This window comes from Pseudoblastomonas marina (genome assembly GCF_014641655.1).
Classification (GTDB): domain Bacteria; phylum Pseudomonadota; class Alphaproteobacteria; order Sphingomonadales; family Sphingomonadaceae; genus Alteriqipengyuania_A; species Alteriqipengyuania_A marina.
On record NZ_BMID01000001.1, the window covers coordinates 2256922 to 2280920 of the forward strand.

At 65.7% G+C, this 23999-nt stretch carries 24 protein-coding genes; 14 read left to right on the forward strand and 10 right to left on the reverse strand.

Annotated features, from left to right (window positions below; translation table 11 throughout):
* Window positions 1-76: 76 nt before the first annotated feature.
* Window positions 77-1117: an isoaspartyl peptidase/L-asparaginase family protein gene (locus IEW49_RS10990; RefSeq protein ID WP_188642691.1), complete on the reverse strand. Its 1041-nt coding sequence runs from the start codon at window positions 1115-1117 to the stop codon at window positions 77-79.
* A 122-nt stretch (window positions 1118-1239) separates the two neighbouring features.
* Between IEW49_RS10990 and IEW49_RS10995 the strand changes: the two genes are divergently transcribed.
* The 3 genes from IEW49_RS10995 to IEW49_RS11005 are packed head-to-tail and all read left to right on the forward strand — an operon-like array spanning window position 1240 to window position 2821.
* Entirely contained in the window at window positions 1240-2484 is a 1245-nt protein-coding gene (locus tag IEW49_RS10995) for a mechanosensitive ion channel (protein ID WP_188642692.1), read from the forward strand.
* Window positions 2481-2627: a hypothetical protein gene (locus tag IEW49_RS11000; RefSeq protein WP_188642693.1), complete on the forward strand. Its 147-nt coding sequence runs from the start codon at window positions 2481-2483 to the stop codon at window positions 2625-2627. Before IEW49_RS10995 ends, IEW49_RS11000 begins: the two co-directional genes overlap by 4 nt.
* Window positions 2606-2821: a hypothetical protein gene (locus IEW49_RS11005; protein ID WP_188642694.1), complete on the forward strand. Its 216-nt coding sequence runs from the start codon at window positions 2606-2608 to the stop codon at window positions 2819-2821. Before IEW49_RS11000 ends, IEW49_RS11005 begins: the two co-directional genes overlap by 22 nt.
* Before the next feature lie 30 nt (window positions 2822-2851).
* Here the strand turns inward: IEW49_RS11005 and IEW49_RS11010 are convergent, their stop codons facing one another.
* Window positions 2852-3859, reverse strand: coding sequence for a zinc transporter ZntB (locus IEW49_RS11010; protein WP_188642695.1), 1008 nt, complete (start codon window positions 3857-3859; stop codon window positions 2852-2854).
* A gap of 129 nt (window positions 3860-3988) precedes the next feature.
* Here IEW49_RS11010 and IEW49_RS11015 point away from each other — a divergent pair, with 129 nt between their 5' ends.
* The 4 genes from IEW49_RS11015 (at window position 3989) to IEW49_RS11030 (ending at window position 7861) form a co-directional block, all read left to right on the forward strand.
* Window positions 3989-5287, forward strand: a complete 1299-nt coding sequence (locus IEW49_RS11015; RefSeq protein ID WP_188642696.1) for an OmpP1/FadL family transporter — start codon at window positions 3989-3991, stop codon at window positions 5285-5287.
* Between the two features lie 166 nt (window positions 5288-5453).
* Window positions 5454-6599 carry a flavodoxin-dependent (E)-4-hydroxy-3-methylbut-2-enyl-diphosphate synthase gene (gene ispG, locus IEW49_RS11020; protein WP_188642697.1) on the forward strand — a complete coding sequence of 382 codons (1146 nt, stop codon included), beginning with the start codon at window positions 5454-5456 and terminating at the stop codon, window positions 6597-6599.
* Between the two features lie 87 nt (window positions 6600-6686).
* Window positions 6687-7037, forward strand: a complete 351-nt coding sequence (locus IEW49_RS11025; RefSeq protein WP_188642698.1) for a hypothetical protein — start codon at window positions 6687-6689, stop codon at window positions 7035-7037.
* Between the two features lie 116 nt (window positions 7038-7153).
* Complete coding sequence (locus IEW49_RS11030) at window positions 7154-7861, forward strand: murein L,D-transpeptidase catalytic domain-containing protein (RefSeq protein WP_188642699.1); 708 nt, start codon at window positions 7154-7156, stop codon at window positions 7859-7861.
* Here the strand turns inward: IEW49_RS11030 and IEW49_RS11035 are convergent.
* Window positions 7858-9210 carry a L,D-transpeptidase family protein gene (locus tag IEW49_RS11035; protein WP_188642700.1) on the reverse strand — a complete coding sequence of 451 codons (1353 nt, stop codon included), beginning with the start codon at window positions 9208-9210 and terminating at the stop codon, window positions 7858-7860. The genes IEW49_RS11030 and IEW49_RS11035 overlap by 4 nt on opposite strands.
* Before the next feature lie 146 nt (window positions 9211-9356).
* Between IEW49_RS11035 and IEW49_RS11040 the strand changes: the two genes are divergently transcribed.
* Together IEW49_RS11040 and IEW49_RS11045 are read left to right on the forward strand one after the other, a co-directional pair.
* A complete protein-coding gene (locus IEW49_RS11040) occupies window positions 9357-10220 on the forward strand; it encodes a DMT family transporter (RefSeq protein ID WP_229658174.1) in 864 nt (287 codons plus the stop codon).
* A gap of 49 nt (window positions 10221-10269) precedes the next feature.
* Window positions 10270-10611, forward strand: a complete 342-nt coding sequence (locus tag IEW49_RS11045; protein WP_188642702.1) for a hypothetical protein — start codon at window positions 10270-10272, stop codon at window positions 10609-10611.
* Window positions 10612-10641: 30 nt separating this feature from the next.
* On the opposite strand, the gene IEW49_RS11050 is transcribed toward IEW49_RS11045, so the two are convergent.
* The 3 genes from IEW49_RS11050 to IEW49_RS11060 form a co-directional block, all read right to left on the reverse strand.
* Window positions 10642-11028, reverse strand: coding sequence for a YidH family protein (locus tag IEW49_RS11050; protein ID WP_188642703.1), 387 nt, complete (start codon window positions 11026-11028; stop codon window positions 10642-10644).
* Window positions 11029-11065: 37 nt separating this feature from the next.
* Window positions 11066-13684, reverse strand: a complete 2619-nt coding sequence (gene mutS, locus IEW49_RS11055; RefSeq protein ID WP_373282507.1) for a DNA mismatch repair protein MutS — start codon at window positions 13682-13684, stop codon at window positions 11066-11068.
* A gap of 88 nt (window positions 13685-13772) precedes the next feature.
* Window positions 13773-14480, reverse strand: coding sequence for a hypothetical protein (locus IEW49_RS11060; RefSeq protein WP_188642705.1), 708 nt, complete (start codon window positions 14478-14480; stop codon window positions 13773-13775).
* 126 nt (window positions 14481-14606) lie between these two features.
* Between IEW49_RS11060 and IEW49_RS11065 the strand changes: the two genes are divergently transcribed.
* Together IEW49_RS11065 and IEW49_RS11070 are read left to right on the forward strand one after the other, a co-directional pair.
* Window positions 14607-16868, forward strand: coding sequence for an NADP-dependent malic enzyme (locus IEW49_RS11065; protein ID WP_188642706.1), 2262 nt, complete (start codon window positions 14607-14609; stop codon window positions 16866-16868).
* Between the two features lie 10 nt (window positions 16869-16878).
* Complete coding sequence (locus IEW49_RS11070) at window positions 16879-18021, forward strand: aminotransferase class V-fold PLP-dependent enzyme (RefSeq protein ID WP_188642707.1); 1143 nt, start codon at window positions 16879-16881, stop codon at window positions 18019-18021.
* 12 nt (window positions 18022-18033) lie between these two features.
* Here the strand turns inward: IEW49_RS11070 and IEW49_RS11075 are convergent, their stop codons facing one another.
* Window positions 18034-18717, reverse strand: a complete 684-nt coding sequence (locus IEW49_RS11075; protein ID WP_188642708.1) for an SDR family NAD(P)-dependent oxidoreductase — start codon at window positions 18715-18717, stop codon at window positions 18034-18036.
* Window positions 18718-18719: 2 nt separating this feature from the next.
* Entirely contained in the window at window positions 18720-20117 is a 1398-nt protein-coding gene (locus tag IEW49_RS11080; RefSeq protein WP_268235632.1) for an NAD-dependent succinate-semialdehyde dehydrogenase, read from the reverse strand.
* A 133-nt stretch (window positions 20118-20250) separates the two neighbouring features.
* On the opposite strand from IEW49_RS11080, the gene IEW49_RS11085 reads away from it, so the two are divergent.
* Complete coding sequence (locus tag IEW49_RS11085; protein ID WP_188642710.1) at window positions 20251-20850, forward strand: outer membrane protein; 600 nt, start codon at window positions 20251-20253, stop codon at window positions 20848-20850.
* Between the two features lie 100 nt (window positions 20851-20950).
* Entirely contained in the window at window positions 20951-21229 is a 279-nt protein-coding gene (locus IEW49_RS11090; RefSeq protein WP_188642711.1) for a hypothetical protein, read from the forward strand.
* An 8-nt stretch (window positions 21230-21237) separates the two neighbouring features.
* Here IEW49_RS11090 and trmB read toward each other — a convergent pair whose 3' ends face one another.
* On the reverse strand, window positions 21238-21945 hold the full coding sequence (gene trmB, locus IEW49_RS11095; protein WP_188642712.1) for a tRNA (guanine(46)-N(7))-methyltransferase TrmB: 708 nt from the start codon (window positions 21943-21945) through the stop codon (window positions 21238-21240).
* A gap of 144 nt (window positions 21946-22089) precedes the next feature.
* Window positions 22090-22785, reverse strand: a complete 696-nt coding sequence (gene ctrA, locus IEW49_RS11100; RefSeq protein ID WP_188642713.1) for a response regulator transcription factor CtrA — start codon at window positions 22783-22785, stop codon at window positions 22090-22092.
* 505 nt (window positions 22786-23290) lie between these two features.
* On the opposite strand from ctrA, the gene IEW49_RS11105 reads away from it, so the two are divergent.
* On the forward strand, window positions 23291-23998 hold the full coding sequence (locus IEW49_RS11105) for a chorismate mutase (protein WP_188642714.1): 708 nt from the start codon (window positions 23291-23293) through the stop codon (window positions 23996-23998).
* The last annotated feature ends 1 nt before the right edge of the window (window position 23999 follow it).

The following is a 23999-nucleotide window of genomic DNA, read 5'->3' on the forward strand; positions in this document are numbered from 1 at the left end:
TCTTTGCTAGTGATGGAAGTTTGCGCGCCGCCTTAGGAGCGGGAGCCGATCAAGGCAAGGGTGCGAAGGCGCAGGATCAGTCGTCCTCACCGCCATCTTCGCCGGCGAAGATCGCCACTTCGTTCAATCCCTCGGAATCGGCGCGCCCGCGATACATGCCGGTGGTGTCGAAGGCGAAGGCGAGATCGCCGTTCGCGCCCGCGACGATCACACCGCCATTACCGCCGAGCGCGCCCATTTCGGCGATCACCGCTTCGCCCGCGACCTTCGCGCTCTCGCCCTTCATCCGCATCCGCGCGCAGATCTCGGCGGCAACGTTGGTGCGGATGAAATATTCGCCCCAGCCGGTCGCGGAGACGGCGCAGGCGCGATTGTCGGCATAGGTGCCCGATCCGATGATCGGCGAATCGCCGATCCGTCCCCAGCGCTTGCCGGTCATCCCGCCGGTCGAGGTGCCGGCGGCCAGGTTGCCGTTGCTGTCGCGCGCGACCGCGCCGACCGTGCCGAACTTGGTATCGATTGCGAGCTGGCTCATGCCTTGCTCTTCCATCTGCGCCGCCTTGTAGCGATCGAGAGCCTCGCGGCGACCGTCGGTGCCGAACCACGCCGGGTCGACCAGCTCGAGCCCCTGTTCCGCCGCGAACTGCTCCGCCCCCTCGCGGCTCAAGAATACGTGGGGACTGTCCTCCATCACCGCACGCGCGAGCAGGATCGGGTGGCGGACGTTGCGCGTGCCGGTGCTGGCGCCCGCATCGCGGGTGCGGCCGTCCATGATCGAGGCGTCGTGTTCGTTGACCCCGTCCCAGGTGAAGACCGCGCCGCGCCCGGCGTTGAACTTGGGATCGTCCTCCATCAGCGTGATCGCGGCGACCACCGCGTCCATCGCGGTTCCGCCTTCTGCGAGCACTTTCGACCCGGCATCGAGCGCGGCCTGCAGGGCAGCCTCGTATTCGGCGCGGGTCTCCGCATCCATCCGCTCGGGCGACATCGTGCCCGCGCCGCCATGGATCGCGATCGACCATTCGGGATCGTGTGCGGACGCCGGGGCAGCGAGAAGAAGGAGAAGCCCGGCGAAAGCGAGAACGGGGGCGGCGAAGAACTGGCTGAGAATACGCATGCCGGCGGTTGTGTAACCGCGCCCGGCGATTGGCAAGAGGCCAGATTATGCACACGCCATTTGGTTAAAGCCCCGCAACCTGTTAATTTGGGCCTCATCATAAACACGGGGAAGGAAACGATATGCAACTAGGGAATTATCGTTGGGACCAGGATGTCGCGATGGAGGTTCTCGAGAAGATCGGGCTCGCCGTCGTCATCCTCCTGGCCACTTGGGTGGCTGCACGGGCGGCGAAATGGGCATTCGCCAAGCTTGTCGACAAGATTTCCTTCTTCCAGCGCGGGACCGGCAGCGGGCGATCGCTCGGTGAATCGCTGGGCGAGATCGTCAGCCTGCTGATCTGGCTGTTCGGGCTGCTCGTCCTGCTGACCGTGCTCGGCCTCGCTTCGGTGGCCGAGCCGATCAACGCGCTGCTCGCCAACGTGGTCGACTTCATCCCGAACCTGGTCGGTGCGGGGCTCATCTTCTTCATCGGCCTGATGGTCGCGAAGATCGTGCGCGACCTCGTCACGACGACGCTGCAGACGGTCGATTTCGACAAATGGGCCAATCGCGGCGGGGTAGACACCGTCACCGGCAACAGCACGATCAGCAAGACCATCGGCACCGTGATCTACGCGATCATCGTGGTGTTCGTCTCGATCCTCGCGCTCGATGCGCTCAACCTCGACAGCGTGATGGCTCCAGCGAGCAACATGCTTCAGCTGATCTTCGACGCGATCCCGCGGATCATCGGGGCGGCGATCCTGCTCGGCATCGGCTACGTCATCAGCCGCTTCGTGGTGGAATTCCTCAAGGAAATCCTCGCCGGGCTCGGCGTCGACCGTTCGCTGCAGGCCGCCGAGATCCTGCCCCACGACACGCGCGCATCGAGCGTGATCGCACGCGTCGTGCAGGTCGCGATCATCCTGTTCTTCGCCATCGCGGCGACCAGGCTGCTCGGCTTCCCGGAACTCACAGCGCTGCTCAACGAGGTCCTCGAACTGGGCGGCAAGGTCGTGTTCGGCGCGGTCGTGATCGGGGTGGGCTTCTTGCTCGCCAACATGCTCCAGCGGATCATCGACGGGGCGGAGAGCGGGTCGTCCGCGGGCTCGATCGTGAAGTGGGCGACCATCATCCTCTTCACCTTCATGGGCCTGAGCTTCACCGGCGTCGGCGACATCATCACCGAAACCGCATTCACCGCGATCGTGATCGGTGTCTCGGTGGCGGGTGCGCTGGCCTTCGGCCTCGGCGGCCGCGACTGGGCCGCGCGCAAGCTCGAACAGATGGACGACGCGGCGGGCGATGGCGTGCCACCGGCACCCAAGCCGCCGCGCCGGCGTTCGACCAAGGGCTCGGAAGATCCGCTGCCCCCCGGCGCGTGATCGACGGCGATGGCAATGCGGCGGGGCGCGGGATTTCGATCCCGCGCCCCGTCTGCTTCACCGGCACCGTGTTCCCCGCGAACACGATCGAGAAGGAACCCTTAACGGAGGCGGGCGCGGTGTGGCGCCCGAACAGATCATGACCCCGGAAGAACGCATCCACCGGCTCAACCATGCAAACAAGAACTGCCGCCAGATGCTGGGCGCGGTCGATCGCAAGCTCGCCGAGGCATTGCAATGCCTCGAAGATGGGCGTCACGAGGAATGCGAAGCCCTGCTCGGCCAGTTGAAGCAGGCGCTGCCAGAAGCGATCAAGGTAATCGAGCACGACGACTGAGCTGGCCCGGACCAGCGCCGTCCCGCGCGATCACAGCCAGCGCAGTTTCCGGAACAGGAAATAGAGCGCGAACATGATCGCGATGCACAGGCCGACGACCCACCAGAACGCTTCGGGATCTTCCAATCCGGGCATCCCGCCGACATTGATCCCGAACAGGCCGGTGAGAAATCCGAGCGGCAGGAAGATTCCCGCCACGATGGTGAGCATGTAGGTCGCGCGTTCGTTCGCCGCGAGCGCGCGGGCGCGCAGCTCGTCCTGCATCACCATCGCGCTTTCCTTCGAGATATCGATGTCGTCGAGGTAGCGGCGCAGCCGGTCGATCGTCTCGGCGATCTCGCGGCGGTCGTGATCCTCGAACCATGGCGGCGCCTCGCGGCTGATCGCCTCGAGCGCGACGTGCTGCGGACCCATGTGACGCTTGAGGGCAAGGCAGTTGCGCCGGATGCTTGTGATCCTGTCGAGCATGCTGTCGGTATCGCCCTCGAGATCGGCCTGTTCGAGCTCGTCGATATGGTCGTTCATGTCGACGATCGCAGCGTTCATCCTTGTGACGAGGTTTTCGGCCAGTTCGGTCACGATCGCCCCGCAATCGCGCGGGCCGATGCCGTCGTCGATCGCCTTCAGCACGCGGCGCGGGGACTGCATCGGGTGGCGCCGCAGCGTGACCAGCCGCGCCCCATCGCACCACAATTGCATCGAGATCATGTCCTCCGGCTGGGCCCCCGGGTTGAAGTTGATCCCGCGCAGCGTCGCGACCAGCGTACCGCCTTCGCGGAATGCGCGCGGTCGGGTGCGGTCGGAGACCAGCAGTTCCCAGGTCGGTTCGGGCAGGCGGAGACCGTCGCGCAACCACTCGGTCACGCCCGCGCGATTGCGACACAGGTGGACCCACATGATCTCGCCCGGGGCGGCGGGCTTCCAGTCCCGCGCTTCGTCCCAGCCGATCACTCGCGCCCCGCCCTCGCCGTCGAGGACGCGTCCGAACAGCAGCGGGCCATCGGCATCGTCTTCGCGGGCGGCTTCGTTGTCGGTCACCGACCCCGTCTCGCCCAAAGCTGCGGCGTTGGCAACGCGGTGCGGCCTAAGCGCCACGAAAATTCAACCGTTAAGTGAAACGCAAAGGAACGGCTTGCCGCCACGGCTGGCCTGTAGGAAGATATCCAGATGCAGAACAAGCCTTTCATCGCTGCGCTCGGCCTATCGAGCGCGCTCGTTGCCACACCTGCCGTTGCAGGTGGATTCTACGTCCAGGAGCAGTCCGGAATCGAGGCCGGTCGCGCCTATTCCGGCGAAGCTGCCGCCGCCGATAGCGGCGCGACGATCTTCTTCAACCCGGCGGGGATGACCGAACTCGAAGGCATCAATATCGAGGGCGGCGGGCAATTGCTGTTCGTCACCGCGCAGCAGGACAACGCCGGATCGACGCGCACCGTGCCGGGCCTGGCGGGGACCGTTCCCGTTACCGGCAGCGACGGCGGCAATCCGTTCGCCCAGCCGATCCCGATCCCGAGCTTCTATGCCAGTGCACAGGTCAGCGACCGCGTGTGGGTCGGTGTCGGCGTCAACAGCCCGTTCGGCGTCGCATCGGGCTACGAGGACGATTTCTTCGGCCGCTTCGATGCGGTGCAGGCCGACCTGCTGACCTTCAACGTCCAGCCGAGCGTCGCGGTCAAGCTGACCGAGAACCTCTCGCTCGGCGGCGGGATCGACATCCAGTATATCGACACCACGCTGGTCAACGCGCTGCCCAACCTCTCGCCGACCGCGCCCGACGGGCGCTTCGCGATCGAAGGCGACGATATCTCGTTCGGCTTCAATGTCGGCGCGCTGTTCAAGGCCGGCCCGCTGCGCTTCGGTGCACATTACCGTTCGCAGGTCGACCACACGCTCGAAGGGCCGCTCGAGATCTCGGGCCTCGCCGGACCGCTCGCGCCGCAGAACGGCACGTTCGACGCGACCACGCCGATCACCATGCCCGATATCGCCACGCTCTCGGTCGCGATCGACCCCGGCGGCAAGTGGCGCGGCTATGCTACCGCGCGCCATTACGACTGGAGCGATTTCGACCGGATCGACTTCATCGCCCCCGGATTCCCACCGACCAGCAGCCCGCAGAACTACGAGGACACGATGTCGATCGCGGCGGGCGGCGAATATGACTTCTCCGACAAGCTCACGCTGCGCGCGGGCACGATGTGGGACGAAAGCCCGGTCGGCGACACTTTCCGCTCGACCCGCGTGCCCGATGGCGACCGGCTGTGGGCCAGCGCCGGTGCGACCTATCGCCTGACCGATCACATGGCGGTGAACCTCGCCTACAGCCACGTCTTCGTCTCGAGCGAGCCGATCGCGCGTCAGACTGTGTTCTATCCCGGTACGCCGGCGCAGACGAGCGTGGTCACCCGCTCGAACAGCACCGGCGATGCAGACGTGCTCGCCTTCTCGCTATCGACGCGCTTCTAAGGCGTTTTCCTAAGCGCGCCGGGCCTGTTATGCAGGGCCCATGTTCCCGCGTATCGCAATCGTGCAACATAGCGCCCATATGGGCGGCGCACAGCGCTGCGCGCGGTCGTCTTTTCTTTCCCCTGGACAGTGTAACACCCGGTCCATGCCCGTTAGGATTTGAGCCTTGAGCCTAGATTCCATCCGTCCCTGGCGCACGATCGAGCGCCGTCAATCCCGCCAGATCATGGTCGGCAGCGTGCCGGTCGGCGGCGATGCACCGATCACCGTGCAGACCATGACCAACACGCCGACCGAGGACGTCGCGGCGACGATCGACCAGATCCGCCGCTGCGAGGAGGCGGGCGCGGACATCATCCGCGTGTCGTGCCCCACCGCCGAGGCGACCGAGCGCTTCGACGAGATCACCAGGGCCGCAGCGATCCCGATCGTTGCCGACATCCATTTCCATTACAAGCGCGCGCTCGAGGCCGCCGACAAGGGCGCGGCCTGCCTGCGCATCAACCCGGGCAATATCGGCAGCAGCGAACGCGTCGCCGAAGTCGTTCGCGCGGCCAAGGCGAACGGTTGCGCGATCCGCATCGGCGTGAACGCGGGCAGCCTCGAAAAAGACCTGCTCGAGAAATACGGCGAGCCCTGCCCCGAGGCGCTGATCGAAAGCGCGCTCGACCACATCAAGCTGCTGCAGGACCACGATTTCCACGACTACAAGGTGGCGGTGAAGGCCAGCGACGTGTTCCTCGCGGTGGCCGCCTACCACGGCCTCGCCGAAGCGGTCGACTGCCCCTTGCATCTCGGCATCACCGAGGCGGGCGGGCTGATCGGCGGGACGGTCAAGAGCTCGATCGGGATCGGCTCGCTGCTGTGGGCCGGGATCGGCGACACGATCCGCGTCTCGCTCTCCGCCGAACCCGAGGAAGAGGTCCGGGTCGGCTTCGAGATCCTCAAGGCACTTGGCCTGCGCACCCGCGGCGTGCGCGTCATTTCCTGCCCCTCCTGCGCACGGCAGGGCTTCGACGTGATCCGCACCGTGCAGGCGCTCGAGGAGCGGCTCCAGCACATCAAGACCCCGATGAGCCTCTCGGTGCTCGGCTGCGTCGTCAACGGCCCGGGCGAAGCGCGCGAAACCGATATCGGCATCACCGGCGGCGGCAACGGCAAGCACATGGTCTACCTCTCGGGCGTGACCGACCACCACGTGAAATCGGGCGACATGCTCGATCACATCGTCGACCTCGTCGAACAGCGCGCGGCGATGATCGAGGACCAGATGAGCGATGCCGGCAATGCCGACGCGGTGGCGGCGGAGTGACCGAGCCCCGGCTCGCTTGACAGAAAGCGTCTGTGTCGAATGTTTACCCGGTCCGCCATGCTCGCGGCGGTAAACAGGAGGACCCAGATGAAGAAATCCATGATTGCGCTGGTCGTGTTCGGCGCCACGCTCGCCGGTTGCGGCTCGGGTATCGGGCAAGCGAAACAGGAAATGGCCGAAAGCTGTTTTTCTAGCGGCAACGGTCGACTGACCGAAAGCGAATGCGCCTGCATGGCCGACAAGGCGTTCGAAACGCTCAACAGCGAGGAACGCGCTTTCATCGACAAGCTCTACTCGCTCGAGCGCGGCGTGCCCGACGCCGAGGCCGCCGAGCGACTCGGGATGGAACGCAGCGAGTTCAACCGCCTGTCGCGCGCCTATATGGGCAAGGTCCGCGACGGGGCGATCGGCGCCGCCCGCCAATGCGTCGGCGCCTGAAGTCGCATCGGATGGCCGTGTTCGCGCCCGGCCTCCTTCGCCACGATCCATCGCAGCCGCGGATAATCGCATCGCATTCAGGCTTTGCTAAACCGCAAATGTGCTATGAAGGGGTTATGGATCGACGCACACTGATCAAGTCAGGGCTCGCCTTCGGTGCCGTTGCGGCGCTTCCCGCGCGCCTTTCCGCCCAGGTTGCGACCCATTCGCCGCGCGATCGGCGCCTGTTCGAGATCGCCCGCCGGGGCATCGAGGAACACGGCGCACTGCTGTGGCACAAGGATGTCGTCGGGATCGCCGATTTCGGCCTGCATTCGGCCAATGAACGGCTGCATTTCGTCGATCTCGCGAACGAGCGCGTGCATTCCTACCTGTGCTCGCACGGCACGGGGTCGGACCCGCAGCACGATGGCTGGCTCAAAAACTTTTCGAATGTCGAGGGCTCGAATGCGACGAGCCGCGGGGCCTATTTCACCCGTGGCTGGTACACCGGGCGCTACGGCGTCTCGATCCGGCTAGACGGGCTCGATGCGACCAATTCCAACGCGCTCGACCGAGCGATCGTGATGCACCAGGCCACCTATGCCCGCGCCGAACATGTCGAGCGGTGGGGTCGGCTCGGCCGTTCGAACGGCTGTTTCGCAATGGACCCGAAGGATTTCGACGAGGCCAAGCTGCATCTCGCCGGCGGCAAGCTGCTGCTGGCCGACAGCTATGGCATCGCGCCCGACGGCGGCGAGATCATTCCGCCCTTCCAGCAGGCCGAAATCCTCCAGCCCGATCCCCCGCGCGACGAACAGCGCACCAATCCGGGGATCTACTAGGCTCCGGGAGCTTCGATCGCGACCGCCTTCTCGCTGGTGACGCGCGCACGGTTGCCGACGCGCTCGGCGTCGAAGCTCGCGAGCACCGGCGCGTCGCGGTCGTAGATGTCGCCGAAGGTCTTCATCTTGCCGTCGACGTCGGTCCCCATCGTGAAATAGGTGATGTAGACCGGCCATTTCCGCTCCAGCGGGACCTTGGTGTACTTGCCCGACGCGGCGATCTCGACCGCCTCGTCGCGCGTCGCGCCCTTGCCGACGATCGCCATCGTGATCGCGAGTTCGTCGGCATGTTCGGTGCGGATGCAACCATGGCTGAGTGCGCGGTAATCTTGGGCAAACAGCGATTTCGCCGGCGTATCGTGGATGAAGATTGCGTGCGGGTTGGGCATGTCGAGCTTCATCCGGCCGAGCGAATTGCCCGGACCGGGCTGCTGCACGACAGTCACCCAGCCATTCTCCCCTCTGGTCGCGACATAGCCGTTGGCACGTGCCCAGGCAGGATTGTTCAGCACCTTCGCGCCAAGCCCTTCGCCTTTCACGATCGATTGCGGCACCGTCCAGGTCGGGTTGAAGACCACGCCCTCGACCGTTTCGGCGAGCTGCGGGGTCGCGGTGCGGCCCGGCTTGCCCACGATGGTGCGGTAATTGAACAGTACCTTGTCGCCCACGGTCACGCGCAGCTTGTATTCGGGGACATTGGTGAGGAGGTAGAATCGGCCCAGCTCTCGCGGGAGCCAACGCCAGCGATCCATGTTCGCCATGATCAGCTTACGCTTCTTCGTCTCGGTGGTCTTCGCCAGTTCGGCCTTGAGCGCAGCGTAGTCGCGATGCTCGGGCGCCAGCCCCACCAGCGCCCCGGCAATATCGCCGCTTGCAAGCGCCTGCTCCATCACGGTGAAGGTCGGCAGGCGATCGGCGTCGGGATCGACCACGAACCACTGGCGGCGCGCGTCCATCGGGGTGCGCCCGTCGCGCAGATCCTCGACCAGGTAGACGAAGATCCGGCTGGCGAGCGTATCGAGCGCTTCGCCTTCGCCCGCGTCGATCGCGGCACGCAGCGCTTCGGGCTCGTAGTCGGCGGGTATCAGGCCCTCGGTCCCGATGTTCTCGACCGCGGCGAGGAGCGCCTCGGCGTGCTTGACCGACCATTCACCGACCGGGTCGGGATCGGCCTCGGGCGGGATGTCCTGGACCACCGCCTGCGAGACTTCCTGTTCGACCGTCACCCGGTCGACCGCCATCGAATCGGTCGAAATCTCGGTTTCCGCGTCGGCTTCCTGCGCGCCTGCGGCCAGCGGGGTCACCAACAGCGTCGCAGCGCCGAGCGAAAGAATGGTCCTGGTATTCATCTTGATCCCTGTCTTCGGCGGAATCTCCCGCCAACGTCGTGCGCTTATAGCATGTGGGTAGCTGTCGCGTAACTGAATCGCGGCGCTTGTCGCGCAGTCATTCGCCGCGCATGAGGCACGCCATGCCGGACCGTCACCTTCACCTCATGCCCGTTCTTGCCGCGCTCGCCGGGGTCGCGTGCCTGTCGTTGATGGACGCCTTCATGAAGGGCGCGGCGCTGGCGATCGGGGCCTATAGCGCGGCGGTGCTGCGTTACGGGATCGGCTTTGCCATCGCCGCGCCTGTGTGGCTTGCCGCAGGTGGGCGCTGGCCCGCGCGCAAGCCGCTGCGCTTCCACCTGATCCGCGGCGTGATCTCCGCCTTCATGGCGCTGACCTTCTTCTACGCGCTGACCAAGCTACCGATCGCCGAGACGATCGCGATCAGCTTTTTCGCGCCGATCCTCTCGCTCTATCTCGCCGCGCTGCTGCTCAAGGAGCAAATCCGGCGGGAGGCGATCTGGGCGGCATTGCTCGGCCTCGCCGGCACGCTGGTGATCGTGGGCGGGCGGATCGGCCGCGAGCGAATGACCGAGGATGCCGCGCTGGGCCTCGCCGCGATCACTTTCTCCGCCCTGCTCTACGCCTACAACCTCGTGCTCGGGCGGCAGCAGGCGCTGGTCGCCAAGCCGCTCGAAATTGCCACCTTCCATAGCGGGATCGGGGGGCTGGTGCTCGCCTTCGGTGCGCCGTGGTTTCTCATCCTGCCGGACGCGGCGGTAACCGGCGATCTCGCCGCTGCCGCGCTGCTGACCGTGGTCGGCGCCGCGGCGCTCGCATGGGGATATGCCCGCGAAGAGGCGCAAGTGCTGGTGCCGATGGAATATTCGGGTTTCCTGTGGGCGAGCCTGTTCGGATGGCTGTTCTTTCGCGAGGCCGTCCCGCTGACGACGATATCCGGCGTGCTGCTGATCGTGGCGGGCTGCTGGATCGCCACCCGGCGCAAGCGGCCCGAGATAGGCGCGATCTAGGCGGAACTCGAACGGGCTGCGGTCGGTTGATGGGGCAAAGGAGATATCCATGACCGACGGACCGAAGAGCCAGGAACAGCGCCAGGCCGGCCTAGCCCCCGAAACGCATAATGACGAGCAGGACGATCATCGCAGTCAGGCGCAGGAAGTGACCGAACAGGCCGAGACGTTAACCGAGGAAACGCGCTCGCCGACCGAAAGCGAGAAGGGGCCGAACAAATCGGGCCTCATGGGCGATTCGACCCAGGATACGATCGACCACATGCGCGACATGGAAAGTTCGGGTCGGGTCGACATGGACGCCTATCGGGGCGAACCGAACCACGACGACAATGTCGACAAGTTCGGCACGGACAAGAAGCCCGACGGGCTGCGCGGTGACGGGACCTGATCCGCGTCACGTCCTTTCCGGGGCTTCAGCCTACCACCACAAACCGACCGTGAGCACCGCGGCGCCGAACGCCACTCCGTAGGCCATGCCGCGAAAGTTGGGCGTCGAGATCGGCTCGAATTGGTGCGTGTCGAGCCGCGCGAGCGTATGGCAGGCGCGGCGCTGGGCGCTGATCGCCAGCCAGGCCCCGCCGAGGATGAAGGCGCTGGCGATCAGCTTGGGGACCCAGCTCGGATCCCACGCGCCGAATAGCGCGCGAAAGCCGAGCCCGATCCCGATCGCGGCGAAAGCGGTGCGCATCCACCCGGCGAAGGTTCGCTCCATCGCCATGATGTTGCGGTCTTCGGCAAGGTCGGTGCGCACCTCCGCCCAATGCGTGTTCTTGTCCTCGTCTGCGGGCGGATCGTCCTGTGCCATCGGCAAACTCTAGCTCGCCCTTGGCGAAAGGCAAATCTCAGCGCTCGCCCGCCTCGCGCTTCAGCTCGTAGAGTTTTTCGAGTGCGTCGCGGGGGCTGAGCGCATCGATATCAAGCGCCCGGAGTTCGTCGCGCAGCGTATCGCACTGCTCTTCCTCGGCCTCGACCGCCGCCGCGAATAGCGGCAGGTCGCCCAGTCCCGCCGCGATTCCGCCGGTTTCGGCACGTCCCCTTTCGAGCTTGTCGAGCACCGATCGCGCGCGCTTCACCACCGCTGCGGGAACGCCCGCAAGCTTGGCTACGGCGAGGCCGTATGAGCGGTCGGCCGAGCCTTCGGCCACCTCGTGGAGCAGCACGAGATCCCCCTTCCACTCGCGCGCACGCACGTGATGCAGCGAGAGCGCTTCACAGCGATCGGCCAGCAGCGCGAGCTCATGATAATGCGTCGCGAACAGGCAGCGACATGCGATCGTGTCGTGCACCGCCTCGACCACCGCCCAGGCCAGCGCGAGCCCGTCATAGGTGGAGGTCCCGCGTCCGACCTCGTCGAGGATCACGAAACTGCGCTCGGTCGCCTGACTCAGGATCGCCGCGGTCTCGACCATCTCGACCATGAAGGTCGAACGTCCGCGCGCGAGGTTGTCCGAAGCGCCGACGCGGCTGAACAAGCGGTCGACCAGACCGATCCTGGCCGCGCTTGCAGGCACGAAGCAGCCAGCCTGCGCGAGCAGGACGATCAGCGCATTCTGGCGCAGGAAGGTCGACTTGCCGCCCATATTGGGGCCGCCGACGAGCCATAGCCGGTCGGTCTCGCTCAGCGTGCAGTCATTGGCGACGAAGCGTTCGCCCGAGCCCGCGAGCGCGGCTTCGACCACCGGGTGGCGACCGCCCTCGATCTCGAGACACGGCGCGTCGACCACCTCCGGCATCGTCCAGCCGTCCTCTGCAGCGCGCTCTGCATTGCCGGCGGCGACGTCGATCCTTGCCAGTGCGGCGGCGGTACGGGCGATCGCTTCGCGCGCGGCGACCGCTTCCTCGACCAGTTCCTCGAAATGCGCCTCTTCGGCCGCCAGCGCATGCACACCCGCCTCGGCAATCCGGCTCGCTTCCTCGTGCAGGTGCAGCGAATTGAACCGCACCGCATTGGCGAGCGTCTGGCGGTGGGTGAAGCCACTGTCGGCCGCCATCAGAGCATCGCCGTGCCTGGCGGGCACCTCGATGAAGTAGCCGAGCACGCCATTGTGCTTGATCTTGAGCGATCCCACGCCGGTCTCGTCGCGGTATTTCGCCTCGAGCGCGGCGATCGCGCGCCGGGCATTGCCCGAAGTCTGGCGCAAGTCGTCGAGCGCGTGGTCGTAGCCTTCAGCGATGAAGCCGCCCTTGGCGCGCTCGGTCGGCGGGGTCGTCACCAGCGCACGGCCGTAGTGATCGGCCAGTGCACCATGGCCGGCCAAATCGGGCAGCAAGGCATCGAGCAATGGCGGCCGGTCCTCGGCCTGCCTCAGCCGGTCGCGCAATTGGCGCGCCATGCCCAGACCGTCGCGCAGCTGCCCGAGATCGCGCGGAGAACCCCGTCCGGCCACCACGCGTCCCAGCGCGCGACCGATGTCGGGCAGCGACTTGAGCGCGGTCCGCACCTCGTCGCGAAGCAATTGGTCTTCGTGGAGCCAGCCGACCAGCGCGAGCCGCTCGCCGATCGCTGCGCGGTCGGTCAGCGGGGCCGACAGGTCCTCGGCCAGCTGCCGCGCCCCGGCGCCGGTCACGCAGCGGTCCACCGCTGCGACCAGGCTTCCCCTGCGTCCGCCGCCCTGCGCCTCGAGGATTTCGAGGCTGGAACGCGTCGCCGCATCCATTGCCAGCGTGCCCTCACCGTCGCGCGCCACCGGCGGCAGCAACAGCGGCATCGTCCCTCGCCCGACATGGTCGAGATAGGCGAGCAACCCGCCCGCCGCCGCCAGCATGGGGCGCGAGAAGGTGCCGAATGCATCGAGTGTCGCGACCTCATGGATCGCCCGGAGGCGCTTGTCGCCGCTCTCGCTGGAGAATTCGCGCGCATCGCGCTCGATCGCGCCGTCGGGGGTATCGACGCGGCCCTCGGGCGCGATCACCTCGCTCGCGCCGAGCCGGGCGAGTAGCGCGCCGAGCGCACCCTCGCCGCATTCCTCCAGTTCCATCCGCCCGGTCGAGATATCGACCGAGGCGACGCCCACGCTCCCGCGCACCGGCGCGATTGCCGCCAGCACATTGGCGCGGCGCGGTTCGAGCAGTGCTTCCTCGGTCAACGTCCCGGCGGTGACGAAGCGCACGATGTCGCGCGCCACGAGCGCCTTCGACACCGGAGTGCCCTCGCGCTTGGCGCGCGCCTTGGCCTCCTCGGGCGTCTCGACCTGTTCGGCGATCGCGACCCGGCAGCCGCCCTTGATCAAGCGCGCGAGATAGCCCTCCGCCGAATGCACCGGCACGCCGCACATCGGCACCGGTTCGCCGCCATGCTCGCCGCGCGTGGTCAGCGCGATGTCGAGCACCCCGGCGGCCACTTTCGCATCGTCGAAGAACAATTCGAAGAAATCGCCCATGCGATAGAACAGCAGGCAATCGCCCGCCTGCTCCTTGAGCGCGAGATACTGCGCCATCATGGGTGTAACTTGTCCGGCCATCAGGCGCGCGACGCTAGCGATGACGGGAGCGATTCGCCAAACGCCAGTCTGCACTATCCCCTGTCGCGGCGTGCACCGCAGCAGGCCATCATGATGGGTGAGTGGTGCCTTGAGGAAAACCGAACTGGGTCCAGTCCGCCGGGCAGGATTTTACCACCACTTGCGTCGTAGCTGCCGAGTCTTCGATCCAGCAATCGTCGAACACCGAGCAATAGCACATCCGGACCCGGATCGAGAGCCGTGCATCCTCGAACCGCTCGTAAACCCGAGGACTCGTCTGATCCCGCGTGACCTGCACAAATGACAGTTCTTCGCCAGACTTGAGGACCTCTCCATTGATGGCAGACATGACAACCGCGATGGTTTCGCCAGGCTCGGCACAGCAATCGCGCAGCAACATCCTTATGTCGCGATAGGTACGGCCCTCATAACTCACTTCCATTCCGCGAATGCGAGCGGGGCCGACGCCATTATTGCTGGCATTCAGCGTCAGAACCGGATCGCCTTCCGCCGACAGATTGCCCGTGTCGTAAGCAACTATTGGCCAGACTGCCGCGATCTGCATCTTTTCCGTCGCCTCGGCTTGCTGGAAGGCGAAATAGGCGACCGCGAGCGAAATCAGCACCGCCGGAAAGGCCAGGGCTACGTTGCCAAGAGCCACGAAGGGCAGATATTTGAGCAGGCGATTGAACCTTGCCGAACGTGGGCCAGACGCTTCCATTCGGGCCATACGGGCTTCCAGCGCAGCCAATCGCGCCTTTTCCGCCTCGCGTGAACCCGCGTTCGATTCGTTCATGCGGGAGGAATAGGATGGAAGGGGAAATTGGCAAGACGGGTTAGAGACCACCCGCCGCCGAGCTATCCCCTATCGCTGAGCGTAGGCATCGTTTAGGGGCGGTGGCAACCAGTGGAGAGACCCGACTTGTCCGAGAACGAAGCCGACGATTTCACCCGCCGCGAGGCGCTGTTCTACCATTCGACCGGGCGTCCCGGTAAGATCGAGGTCGTCGCGACCAAGCCGATGACGACCCAGCGCGATCTCGCGCTGGCCTACTCCCCCGGCGTCGCCGCCCCGGTCGAGGCGATCGCCAAGGATCCCGGCTGCGCCAGCGACTTCACCGCGCGCGCCAATCTCGTCGCCGTCATCTCCAACGGCACTGCGATCCTCGGCCTCGGAAATCTCGGCGCCCTCGCCTCCAAACCCGTGATGGAAGGCAAGGCGGTGCTGTTCAAGCGCTTCGCCGATGTCGACGCGATCGATCTCGAGCTCGACACCGAGGATCCCGACAAGTTCATCGAGGCGGTCGCCCTGCTCGAGCCGAGCTTCGGCGGGATCAACCTCGAGGACATCGCCGCACCCGAATGCTTCATCATCGAGCAGGCCCTGCGCGAGAGGATGAACATCCCGATCATGCATGACGACCAGCACGGCACCGCGATCATCGCCGCTGCCGGTCTGATCAATGCCTGCCACCTGACCGGGCGCGATCTCAAGGACGTCAAGATGGTGGTCAACGGCGCCGGTGCCTCGGCGATCGCCTGCACCGCACTGATCAAGGCGATGGGCGTCCCGCACGAAAACGTCACCATGTGCGACCGTTCGGGACCGATCTATCCGGGTCGCAGCGACGTCGACCAGTGGAAGAGCGCGCATGCGGTCGAGACCGATGCCCGTTCGCTCGAGGAGGCGCTGCAGGGCGCGGATATCTTCCTCGGCCTGTCGGCAGCCGGCGCGCTCAAACCCGAATGGGTCAAGGACATGGCCGACCAGCCGATCATCTTCGCGATGGCGAACCCGGTGCCCGAAATCATGCCCGATCTGGCCAAGGAGGTGCGTCCCGACGCGATTATCGCCACCGGCCGGTCGGACTTCCCCAACCAGGTCAACAACGTGCTCGGCTTCCCCTTCATCTTCCGCGGTGCGCTCGACGTGCGGGCGACCGCGATCAACGAAGAGATGAAGATCGCCGCCGCGCACGCGATCGCCGAGCTGGCGCGCGAGCGCGTTCCCGAGGAAGTCGCCGCGGCGTATGGCAAGCACCAGCAGTTCGGGCCCGAATACATCATTCCCGCTCCGTTCGATCCGCGGCTGATGGAAGTAGTCTCCGCCGCGGTCGCCAAGGCCGCGATGGACAGCGGCGTCGCGACCAGGCCGATCGAGGATTTCGACGAATACCGCCTCAGCCTCAGGAGCCGACTCAACCCCACCACCGCGGTCCTCACCCGGACCTACGAGGACGCCAAGAAAAACCCGCAACGGGTGGTCTTTGCCGAAGCCGAGGAAGAGGTCATCCTGCGCGCCGCGATCCAGCTGCGCGATTTCGGCTACGGCAAGCCGATCCTCGTCGGGCGCACAGAGAAGGTCCGCGCCGCGCTCGGGAATCTCGGGGTCGACGATGTCGACAGCTTCCAGATCGAGAATTCGGCCGACAGCCCCCACATCCCGGCGATGGTCGATTTCCTCTACACGCGCCTCCAGCGGCGCGGCTACACCGAGCGCGACGTCCGCCGGATGGTGAACCAGGAACGCAACGTGTTCGCCGCGCTGCTCGTCGCGCTGGGCGAAGGGGATGCGATGATCTCGGGCATCACGCGGACGTTCTCGCAGACCGCGCGGGAAATCAATCGCGTGCTCGATCCGAAGCCCGGCGAAATCCCGTTCGGCATCCACATGATGATCGGCAAGAACCACACGACTTTCCTCGCCGACACCACGATCAACGAGCGACCCTCGTCGAAGGATCTCGCGCATATCGCCAAGGAAACCGCGCGCGTCGCGCGCCGCCTCGGCCACGAGCCACGGGTCGCATTCCTGTCCTATTCGACCTTTGGCAATCCCGAGGGCAAGTGGCTCGAAAACATCCGCGACGCGGTGCACATCCTCGACGACGAGGGCGTGGACTTCGAATACGAAGGCGAAATGGCGCCCGACGCCGCACTCAACGAGACGGTCATGGCGCTCTATCCGTTCAGCCGCCTGTCTGGTCCCGCCAACGTGCTGATCATGCCGGGGCTGCAATCGGCCAACCTGTCGGCCAAGATGCTGCGCGAACTGGCGGGCAATGCCACGATCGGGCCGATGCTGGTCGGCATGGAAAAGCCTGTGCAGATCGCCCCGATGACCGCGAGCGCACCCGACGTGTTGACGCTGGCGGTGCTCGCGAGCGCAGGCGTGGTGAGCTAGCGACCGGCCTATGGAGGAAGCTCCGATCGCTCCGCAGCGCTCCCGCTTCGCGATTCCGGACGACGTCCACTATTTCAATTGCGCCTACATGTCACCGCTGAGCCACGCGGTGGTCGAGGCGATGGACGCGGGGACAAGGCGCAAGGCGTCTCCTTGGGAGTTCCAGCCGCCCCATTTCTTCGCGCTGGCGGAGCGATTTCGCGAACGCACCGGGATGCTGGCGGGGGTCGATCCCTCGACCATCGCGATCGTGCCCGCCGCGAGCTACGGCCTCGCCGTGGCAGCGCGCAATGTGTCGCTGGCCGAAGGGCAGGAAATCGTCACGCTTGCCGACCAGTTTCCCTCGAACATCTATGTCTGGCGCGAGCGCGCCCGCGATAGCGGCGCGCGGATCGTCGTGGCGCGGCGCGATGCGGACAGCGACTGGACCGAAGCGGTGCTCGACGCGATCGGCCCCGACACCGGGCTCGCCGCCTTGCCACATTGCCATTGGGCAGACGGGCGAATACTCGACCTCGAGCGGATTGCGGACAAGTGCCGCGAAACCGGCGCCGCGCTGGTGCTCGACCTCACGCAGTCGCTCGGCGCGATGCCGATCGACCTCACTCGCGTCCGGCCCGATTTCGCGGTGGCGGCGAGCTACAAATGGCTGATGGGCCCCTATGGCGTGGGATTGCTCTATTGCGACCCGCGGCATCATGACGGTGCCCCGATCGAGCACAATTGGATCAACCGCGCCGGGTCGGAGGATTTCTCCGGCCTCGTCGATTATCGCGACGACTACCAACCGGGCGCGCGCCGGTTCGATATGGGCGAGAAGTCCAACCCGCCATTGCTCGAAGGGGCAGTGGCAGCGATGGACTTCCTGCTCGAATTCGGGATCGAAGCGGTCGCCGCGACGCTAGGACGAAAAACCGCCGCGCTCGCCAAAGAGGCAGAACGGCTTGGATTCGCCTCGGCCCCGGCGGGCGTCGGGGCGCCGCACTATCTTTCGCTCGGTTTCCCCGACGGCGTGCCACCTGACCTGCTCGGCGACCTTGCCCGGCGAAAGGTGTTCGTCTCGGCGCGTGGCAAATCGGTGCGGATCACGCCGCATCTCTACAATGACGAGGCCGATGCCGAAGCGCTGATCGCGGCGCTCGCTGCGCTATGAACCGGGCGCGGTCTAGAACGGCAGCTCCTTGCCGCTGTAGTCGACAAAGCGGTATCCGCCATGGCCGGCGGCTTCGACCACGTCGGCCATGCCCGTAACGCTCTCCTCGACCGTCAGCTTTGCATTCGGGCCGCCCATATCGGTCTGCACCCAGCCGGGATGGAGCGAGAGCACCTCGATGTCGCGCGGACCCGCATCCTGCTCTGCGACGCCCTTGGCGAGCATGTTCTGCGCCGCCTTGCTCGTGCGATAGAGTTCGTAGCCTCCCGAGCTATCGGCGATCGAACCCATCAGCGAGGACATGAAGGCGATCGTGCCACCGTCCCTCACCTTGGGCAGCAGCTTCTTGCCGAGATGGATCGGCCCGTAGGCGTTGGTCATCATCACGTGCGCGACCTCGTCGGGCGTCGCCTCGACGCTCGACTGGTGCTTCGCGCCGGTGATCCCGGCATTGACGATCACCGCCTCGAGGCTGCCGTCGGCCAGCTGACCACAGACATTGCCGAAGGTCGAAGGATCGGTGACGTCGACGGTCGCGACCTCGATCGCGTCGTGCTCATCCGCGAGCTTGTGCAGGTCCTCTCCTGCGCTGCGTTCGGTCGCGAGAACCTTCCAGCCGCGCGAAGCGAATTCTTTGGCGAGACCGAGGCCCAGTCCGCGCGAGGCGCCGATGATGGCGATTTTCCTGTCCGACATGCTTATCCTTCCGGGTAGACGATGGTCTTCAGATTCATGAATTCGTGGAGGCCGTAGCGCGACAATTCGCGGCCATGGCCCGAGCGCTTGATCCCGCCGAACGGCGCCTCGATCTTCGATCCGTTGACCGCGTTAAAGGTGGTCATCCCCGCCTCGATCTCGTTGGCGAAGCGTTCGCGCTCATCTGCGTCATTGGTCCAGGCGGCCGAGCCGAGACCATAGGGTATAGCATTGGCGATGCGGATCGCGTGGTCGACATCGTCGGCGCGGTAGAGCTGGCCGACGGGTCCGAAGATCTCGTCGGTGCCGGTTTCGCTGCCGATTTCGACATCGGTCAGCAGCCCCGCGCTCATCCACGCGCCCGGGCGATCGATCTTCTTTCCCCCGAACAGCAGCGTCGCGCCTTCTTCCTGCGCCTTCGCGACTTGGTCGAGCACGGTGTCGCGCTGGCCTTCGCTCGAAAGCGGGCCGAGCCGGGTATCCTCGCTCATCGGATCGCCGGGCTCGATGTCCTTAAGCGCGGCGATGAAGCGTTCGGAAAAATCGTCGTAGATATCGGCATGGACGATGGTGCGCTTGCCGCAGATGCAGGACTGGCCGTTGTTCTGAATCCGCGCGTCGACCGCATCCTCGACCGCCCGGTCGAGATCGGCCGAGGGCATCACGACGAACGGGTCCGATCCGCCGAGCTCGAGCACGACCTTCTTGATGTTTTTGCCCGCCTGTTCGGCCACCGCCGAGCCGGCGCCTTCGCTGCCGGTCAGCGTGGCGGCGATCACGCGATCATCTGCGATGATGTCGGCCACCGGGTCGGAGGAAATCGCGAGGTTCTGGAACACGCCTTCGGGCGCGCCCGCCTCGAGCGCGAGTTCCTCGAGCTTGGACGCGACGCCCTGGACGATGCTGGCGTGCTTCAGGAGCCCAACATTGCCCGCGAGGATGGTCGGCGCGAGGAACCGGATCACCTGCCAATAGGGAAAGTTCCAGGGCATCACCGCGAGCACCGGGCCCTGCGGCAGCCAGCGCCCTTCGGCCCGCCCGCCGTCGGACAGCTGCCATGTCTCGGGTTCGAGCATCGCCGGACCGGCCTCGGCGAAATGGTGCAGCAGCCGCGCACATTTCTCGACCTCGGCCCGGGCCTGCGCGATCGGCTTGCCCATCTCGGTCACGGCGAGCCGCGCGAGCTCGTCCTTCCGGCTGTCGTAGAGATCGCCCATCTTCGCGAGCACGTCGCTGCGGCGCGCGATCGGGCTCGTACGCCAGTCGCGATAGGCGCCATCGGCCCGAGATAGCTTGCGATCGATCGCCGCTTGGTCGAGCTCTTCGTATTCGGCGATCGTTTCGCCAGTGGCGGGATTCGTGGTCGTGATCATGCTGCGCTCCGGGTCTTTCCAGACCAATGGGCCTGGGAGGCGCTCGTTCCCCTCAGCCGCTCATCGCAAGTCAGCGCCAATTCGTCCGCCGGTTCATCCGCGCGCAAACAGCGGGGGGCAAATGGCACGCCGTGCAACAGATCCCGAGAAAGGACACACGATGAAAAAGACTATCCTGCTGGCCGCGATGGCCACTTCGATCGCCGCAACGCCAGCGCTGGCGCAGTCGGCCCCGGGCGGCCTCCATGTCGGCGCGCTCGCCGGTTACGAAGGTATCGATGTCGAGGCCGAAGACGGTTCGGCCACCGCCAATGCCGATTCGACCGTTTACGGCATCAATGCCGGCTACGACATCGCGCTCGGCGGCGCCTTCGTCGGCGTCGAGGGCGAAATCTCGACCAGCGGCGGCACGACCGAATTCCCGAGCACTTTCGCCGGGGCCCGCGACGGGCTCGAGACCGATGCGCAGTACTATGTCGGCGCCCGCGCCGGTTTCGCGCTGACTCCGGGCGTCACCGCCTACGGCAAGGTCGGCTACACATCGCTCGACACCCGCGCCTTTACCCAGGCGGGCTCGCTCGCCGAGCTCGAGGAAAATGCCGGCGGCATCCGCTATGGCGGCGGCGTGCAGATCGGCCTGCCCGGCCCGCTCGAAGCGCGGGTCGAATATCGCCGCTCGGAATATGATGATCTCGCCTCGGCCGATTTCGGCAAGACGACCACCGACCAGGTCGTGGTCGGCCTCGGCGTCCGCTTTTAAGCGGCAAGCCAATCCATGACTCGAGGGCCGCTCCATTGGGGCGGCCCTTTTGTTTTCGCCCGGCGTGGCACCCGCGCATCGCCGCTGCTAGGGATGCGCGATGCAATTCGACGACCTGCTCCAGCGCTATTTCGCCACCACCGAGTTATCGGAGATCTCGCCCGATACCCTCGCCGCGGGAATCGAGCATTGCCGGGTCGATCTCGGGCTGGAACGCGATCCGGGCAAGCGCTTCAGCTTGTGGGCAATGCTCTATATGCTCGATGCGGCCCCCGCTCTCGATGTCGCTTTCGAAGACGAAGAAGATCGCGAAGCCGCGCGCAATTTCATGGACCTGATGGCCGCCTCGCAGGAGCGTGACGGGGCCGAGCCGGAGTAAAGTTCGCCCTAGCGACGGCGGTAGCGGAAGTACCAGACCTCGTGACCCTTCTTGCGAGCCTTCGCCTCGTAGCGGGTTTCGGGCCAGCCGCCGGGGCGGGTGAGGAAGTCGGCCGGGCCGTCGCACAGCCAGTCGAACGGACCGCCCTCGCCGCAATAGCCCCGCATCACCATCAGCGCGTGGCGCAGATAGACCGGGTGGTCGGTCCCGAAGCGGAATTCGCCGCCGAGCTTCAGCTTGGCCGCGATCATGTCGAGGGGGCCGGGATTCATCATCCGCCGCTTGGCATGGCGGGCCTTGGGCCAGGGGTCGGGGTGTAGCAGGTAGACCATCGTCAGCGCCCCGTCGGGCACGCGCGCGAGCACGTCGAGCGCATTGCCGTGATGGAGACGGACATTCGCCAGCCCGCCCTCCTTGATATGCGTCAGCGCGCTGGCGACCCCGTTGAGGAACGGCTCGGCACCGATAAAGCCGTGGTCGGGCAGAAGGTCGGCGCGGTGGGCGAGATGTTCGCCGCCGCCGAAGCCGATCTCGAAATGCAGCGGGCGATCGAAGCCGAACAAGCCCTCGGCGGTGACCTCGCCCTCTTCGGGCACCGCGATTTGCGGCAGGAGGTTGTCGACCAGTTCCTGCTTGCCCGCGCGCAGAGGCTTGCCGACCGAACGTCCGTAGAGTCGGTTGAGCGTGGTCGGATCGCCGGGCTTGTTCGCTGTCATGGCGGGCGCTTTAGATAGCTTGGCGCCAGTGCTCAACTGCGACGGACCGTGACCGCCCTTCCCGCAAAAGAAAACGCCCTTCTGGCGCGGAGCCGGAAGGGCGTGAAAGGAGTCGCCACACCAGTGACGAGGGGAGAGATCGGATCAGGCGGCTTCGACTTCGTCCTGCGGATCGCGCAGCACGTAGCCACGGCCCCAGACGGTTTCGATGTAGTTCTCACCGCCGCAGGCGCTCGAGAGCTTCTTGCGCAGCTTGCAGATGAAGACGTCGATGATCTTGAGTTCGGGCTCGTCCATCCCGCCATAGAGATGGTTGAGGAACATTTCCTTGGTCAGCGTGGTGCCCTTGCGCAGCGAAAGCAGCTCGAGCATCGCGTATTCCTTGCCCGTCAGATGGACCCGCGCGCCGTCGACTTCGACCGTCTTGGCATCGAGGTTCACCGCGAGCTTGCCCGTGCGGATGATCGACTGGCTGTGGCCCTTCGAACGGCGCACCACGGCATGGATGCGGGCGACCAGCTCGTCCTTGTGGAACGGCTTGGTGACGTAATCGTCAGCGCCGAAGCCGAAGCTGCGGACCTTCGAATCCATTTCGGCGATGCCCGACAGGATCAGGACCGGCGTCTGCACCTTGGCGACACGCAGTTTCTTGAGCACGTCGTAGCCGTGCATGTCGGGCAGGTTCAGGTCGAGCAGGATGATGTCGTAATCGTACAGCTTGCCAAGGTCCAAGCCCTCTTCGCCGAGGTCGGTCGAATAGACATTGAAGCCTTCGGTGCTGAGCATCAGCTCGATCGCCTTGGCGGTTGTCGGCTCGTCTTCGATAAGCAGTACGCGCATCTCGTATCCCCTAGCTCCCCGGTATTCCAACCCTCCGGGCCGCGATCGCGACGGCACCCCCGCCCTCGCATTTCGCGTAGAAGTTAACATGGCCAGTTCTGAACAGAAAAGGTTAATATGTCCTAAATTCTTAACGCGGCTTAATTTCGCTCCGCGAGCTCAAGGGTTTAACGGTAAATTTCTGGTGACCTTAATTGCCTGTGTTGCGCATACGCCACGTTCCTTCGCCTTCGCATCGACCAGATTGACCGACCGGGACTTCGCTGCGAAGTTCCTGCCTGCGCCACGAGGAGCGCGAGGGAGCAACGCCATGACGAATGATCGGGATTTTCACCTGACCGCTTCGGACGTGCGGGGCTTCTATTATTTCGGATCGTTTACCTGCCGGTACGCCGACCGGGCGTGCCGGTGATCGACGGAGCAGCCCAAGGGCGCCCGTAATTTTCGACATTGCAGGTAAATCCCGCGCGACGATCGCTCGCGCCGCATCCGAAAGACCAATTCCATGTCCCGTCATACCCAGAATCCGCCCGCGCTCGAGGCCTTGCGCAGCGAGATCGACGCGCTCGACGACCAGATCCTCGCGCTGATCGAACGCCGCGTCGCGGTCGCACGCAAGGTTGCGCACGCCAAAGATCCCGCACAGTCGGTTGCCCTGGTCCGCCCGGACCGCGAGGAACAGGTGATCGACCGCCTCTCGGCATTGAGCACGATGCCCAAGGGCAGCCTCGCGACCGTGTGGCGCGAATTGATGGCATTGAGCCTGCAGGCGCAGCGCCGCACCGACATCGTCATCCATGCCCCGACCGATCCGTCCGGCACCACCGCCCGCAGCGCCGCGCGATTCGGGGCGGCGGCACCGATCGTCGCGGTCGATAGCGTCGAAGCCGCGCTGGCCCGCGCCCGCGCCGGGTCGGCCGTCGCGGTGATCGAACTCTCGCGGTCCGATCCGTGGTGGCTGGCACTCGACCGCGACGACGGACTTGCCGTTATCGAGCAGCTCAGGGGCCCGGGCGACAAGCCCTCGGCGCTCGCGCTGGCACGAGTCTCCGACGTATACTTGGCCCGCGCCCGGCGCTGGGAAGTGCTGGCCGATAGCGAGTTCGAAACGCGGCTTCGGTATGGCGAAACGCTCTTTCCACTGGCATGTTCGCACGCAAAAGTGCTGTGTATCGTCGAAGATGTCGCGGTGCAGCTGAAAGGAGCGGCGTAAC